Genomic DNA, 4,064 nt, shown 5'->3' on the forward strand with positions numbered 1-4,064 from the left:
AGGATTTTGATTTTGGATTGCAAAAAAAGAGCAACCTTTTTAATGTTTCCTTGAAAACATTGAGGCTGCCAATTTTTTTGATTTATTATAATGGCTGTAGGAGAAGGATTCGAACCTCCACGGGGTAGTTAGGTTACATCAGAGCTCTTGATGCACTTTATCCGAACCGACAATATCGGAATCCCCACCCCCGAGACAGGAGGGCTTGTCTGCCAGTTTCAACATCCTACAGTATGATTAAGAAAGGAAATAAAAACCTGCACTTTTTACAGATCTAATCTTCTGAGCAATCGTTTTTTAATGTGTATTGATAAATCCAATACCTTAAGAATGGGTCAAAATTAAGAAAGTGATCTATTTATTAATAATAAAATAAATAAAAGATATTTTTTTTACATAATTCATAAAAAAATGATCTTAAAAATATACATATAATAATTAAGTATCGAAATAGGGAATATAATTAAGATTTTAACAATGAAGTTTGAAGCATCATACAGCAATCTTCTTATTTGTACATCTTATTGCTTACTGATATTGATTAAAACAAAAAAGCTGTGAAACAAAATCTCACAGCTTTAGTCAATTAACAATAAACCCAAAATAACCGGATGTAGGAGAAGGTTTCGAACCTTCGAAGTTTTCTTTTAAAACTTCTTCCTTGACTTGACCCTACATTGCAATGATAAAAATTTCATTGCCGTTATTAACATCACAAATCTAATTAGAAATCCCATCTTCTAATAATAATGCAATAATATTGTAAAAAAAATATTGTATTTGTAAATAATTGAGATATAATTATAAACTATTAATTCTAAATCGATTGCGGAACCCTCAGTTTTGAAAACTTAGCAATGGTAATAACGTTTCCATTTTCCATTTTTCCCAAGTTTTCTATATTAATATCAGTAATGATGATAGTGATTGCCAAAATATGAATTGTTGGTATGATCCTACTTTATTCAGTTCTCATATTTGACATAATTTTCCCACTTTTCAAGGACATTCGTAAAATCAGGCGGAAGAGGTGTCTCAAAGTACATTTTTTCTTTGGTGATAGGATGTACAAATCCCAGTGATTTAGCATGAAGTGCCTGTCTTGGCATCAGGTCAAAACAGTTTTGGACAAAAGTCTTATACTTGGCAAACTGAGTCCCCTTTCTGATTTTGTCCCCGCCATACATGGAATCATTGAATAATGGATGACCAATATGTTTCATGTGGGCACGGATTTGATGGGTTCTGCCGGTTTCCAGGTTACATTGGACTATAGTAACATAGCGTAACCTCTTGATGATTTTCCAATGGGTGACTGCATGTTTTCCCTGAGAACCATCAGGATAGGATTCCATGACTTTCCTGTCCTTGGGGCTTCGGCCTACATGGGCGATGATTGTTCCTTCTTCGTCCTTAGGTTCTCCCCAAACCAAAGCCAAATAAGTCCTTTCTATGTGATGATGAAAAAACTGATTTGCCAGATCTGTCATTGCTATTTCGGACTTGGCAATTACCAGAAGTCCTGAGGTATCCTTATCTATTCGATGCACCAGCCCGGGGCGCCCTGTATTTCCAGGTAGGGTGGGAAGCTGATTGAAATAATAAACCAATCCATTCACGAGCGTCCCGGTCCAATTGCCATGGGCCGGATGGACTACCATGCCAGGAGGTTTGTTGACGATCAAAAGGTAATCATCTTCAAAAATGATATCAAGCGGAATAGGCTCTGCAAGTACTTCTGTATGAAGCACCGGTTTTTCCATGTACACCTTGATTTCATCCAAAGGCTTGATTTTATAATTGGGCTTGACCTGTTTTCCGTTTACCAGAACATTTCCGGCTTCTATGGCATTCTGTACCCTATTCCGTGTTGAATTGGCTACTTTGTCTGTGAGAAACTTATCTATCCTCAACAAACTTTGCCCTTTATCCACCACAAAACTGTGGTGTTCAAATAATTCAACTTCTTCCTCATCAAAATTTTCCGGTTCAATTTGATTTCCCATGATGCAAAATTAAGGGCATTTGATAAAGTTTTGGATATTTGGGGCATTATTACTTTAAAGAGTTGTTAATACCAAATCAAATAGAGACACAAGAACTTGATTTTCCTTTGTTGAAGGAAAAGGGCATTAGACTGTCCATCAAAAGACTGGATCAAATTCATCCGCTGGCTTCAGGCAATAAATTTTTTAAACTCAAGTATAATCTTATTGAAGCCAAACGATTGGAGAAATCAGTTTTACTGACTTTTGGGGGAGCCTATTCCAATCATATTTTTGCGGTGGCTGCGGCGGCGAAAAAGCTGGGTTTTTCTGCTATCGGAGTCATCCGTGGAGAGGAGCATCACCCCCTAAATCCAACGCTTTCCTTTGCGCAGTCATGTGGTATGCATTTACATTATATGGATCGGGTAGATTATAGAAGGAAAAATGATGAGGAAATAATACAGAAATTGGAAAAAGAGTTTGGTGATTTTTATCTGATCCCTGAAGGTGGGACTAATGAATTGGCGATCAAAGGGACAAAGGAAATCCTGGATGAGTCATCATTATGTTTTTCACATATTGCCACCACAATCGGAACAGGAGGTACTTTTGCAGGGTTGTTGGATAGTATTGCTCCTCATCAGAAGCTTCTGGGAATTTCAGCTTTGAAAGGAGATTTTATCTTTAATGAGATAAGTAACCTTTTATTGAAGTTCAACATCAATCCAACAGGAGATTATAAGATTTTCAATCAGTTCCATTTTGGAGGCTATGGAAAAACAAGCCAGGAACTGATTGATTTTATCCGTTGGTTTTACCATCAATTCCTAATTCCATTGGAACAGGTTTATACCGGGAAAATGATGTTTGGGATATGGGAACTTATCCGAGAGGGTTATTTTCCCAAAGGATCCCACTTATTGGCCATTCACACAGGAGGACTTCAGGGAATCGCCGGATATAATCAAAAATTCGGGACTGCTTTGCCTTTATGAATCTTTGAGCGTATAAAAATCCTCAATCTCTTGGGGCACTATCCTGAGGACATTGGCCAATACAAGACGGACAAGTGTCTTAGAAGCCAAAAACCTTGGTAGTTTGGCCAGATTCTGAAATTCCTTGAGTGTGATCCTGCCTTTATCATTCAGGGTTTTGATCAGGATGTTTTCTTTTTCACCATAAGTGAAGACCATATCTTTAGGGACTTTCCCTCTTCTGAGAATTTCCCACATCTCTCTACTTGCCTGAATACTTCTGTCCCTGACCCTGACAAAAGCTTTCTTTCTATTTTCTTCCATCAAATAATGTGGCCTGTTATTGGATCGGATGATGTTAAATACAGCAACTCCCTTTTTTTGATTCAATTTCAGAATGTGCAATTGGTAATCCAGCTTTGGTTTGATGAACTCCGAAATCGCCTTTTCCATCACAAATACTTCTTCTTCAATAAACCGCTGACCGCTTACTGTACCGTCATCATCCACTCCGATCAACAGATAGCCTCCTTCAGTATTGGCTAAAGCAATCAATTCCCTGACGATTTTTTCGGGAAAAGCAGCTTTCTTTTTGAATTCCACTTTCAATCCCTCTCCCTGCTGTGCGATTTTATGTATCTCTTGTAAGGTCATTTTTGGATTTTCAAATGGTAATTTTGTAGGTTGAAATGGTTCAGAGACGGACAGATGTTTTGGTTTTAATGGTTTCTTGGTTTTACCTTAGGTTGGTTGTCAGCTTCCCATTTAAATTGTAAAAACACCTAGTATGAATAGCAAGTCTTGGTACTTGGTACATTGTACATTGTACTTTAAACTATTCCCCCTCCCAACTACTTGATCTTGGTTCTTGGTTCTCCGATTCTCGGGGCAGGCTTTAATTCTAACAATCCTTCTCTGTCATCTCGCATCTCGTCTCTCGCTTCTCGCATCTCCCTCTCAAACCCCTCTCTTCATCTGCTCCAATCTGTTTTTCAATCCCTGCCATTCATCCCTTAGCCTTGCAGCTTCCATGAAGTTAAGTTCTTTGGCCGCTTTTTCCATCATCTTTTGGGTCTGGATGATCAGTTTTTCCAATTTTTCT

General features: G+C 37.9%; 4 protein-coding genes. 1 reads left to right on the forward strand and 3 read right to left on the reverse strand.

Annotated features, from left to right (window positions below; translation table 11 throughout):
* Positions 1 to 965: 965 nt before the first annotated feature.
* On the reverse strand, positions 966 to 2,006 hold the full coding sequence (locus tag ACEW8O_RS24840; RefSeq protein WP_373497329.1) for an RluA family pseudouridine synthase: 1,041 nt from the start codon (positions 2,004 to 2,006) through the stop codon (positions 966 to 968).
* A gap of 62 nt (positions 2,007 to 2,068) precedes the next feature.
* Between ACEW8O_RS24840 and ACEW8O_RS24845 the strand changes: the two genes are divergently transcribed.
* The gene (locus ACEW8O_RS24845; RefSeq protein WP_373497330.1) at positions 2,069 to 2,983 is read left to right on the forward strand and encodes a 1-aminocyclopropane-1-carboxylate deaminase/D-cysteine desulfhydrase; all 915 of its coding nucleotides are present in this window, start codon (positions 2,069 to 2,071) and stop codon (positions 2,981 to 2,983) included.
* On the opposite strand, the gene ACEW8O_RS24850 is transcribed toward ACEW8O_RS24845, so the two are convergent.
* Together ACEW8O_RS24850 and ACEW8O_RS24855 are read right to left on the reverse strand one after the other, a co-directional pair.
* Positions 2,978 to 3,616: a helix-turn-helix domain-containing protein gene (locus ACEW8O_RS24850; RefSeq protein ID WP_373497331.1), complete on the reverse strand. Its 639-nt coding sequence runs from the start codon at positions 3,614 to 3,616 to the stop codon at positions 2,978 to 2,980. The genes ACEW8O_RS24845 and ACEW8O_RS24850 overlap by 6 nt on opposite strands.
* A gap of 303 nt (positions 3,617 to 3,919) precedes the next feature.
* Positions 3,920 to 4,064, reverse strand: a 145-nt coding sequence (locus ACEW8O_RS24855; protein WP_373497332.1) for a UvrB/UvrC motif-containing protein, incomplete at its 5' end; no start/stop codon positions are given.

This window comes from Aquiflexum sp. (assembly GCF_041749095.1).
Lineage (GTDB): Bacteria > Bacteroidota > Bacteroidia > Cytophagales > Cyclobacteriaceae > Aquiflexum.

Coding starts and splice junctions, on each gene's coding strand:
- ACEW8O_RS24850 (WP_373497331.1), bottom strand. CDS start 3,616: ATGACCTTACAAGAGATACATAAAATCGCACAGCAGGGAGAGGGATTG.
- ACEW8O_RS24840 (WP_373497329.1), bottom strand. CDS start 2,006: ATGGGAAATCAAATTGAACCGGAAAATTTTGATGAGGAAGAAGTTGAA.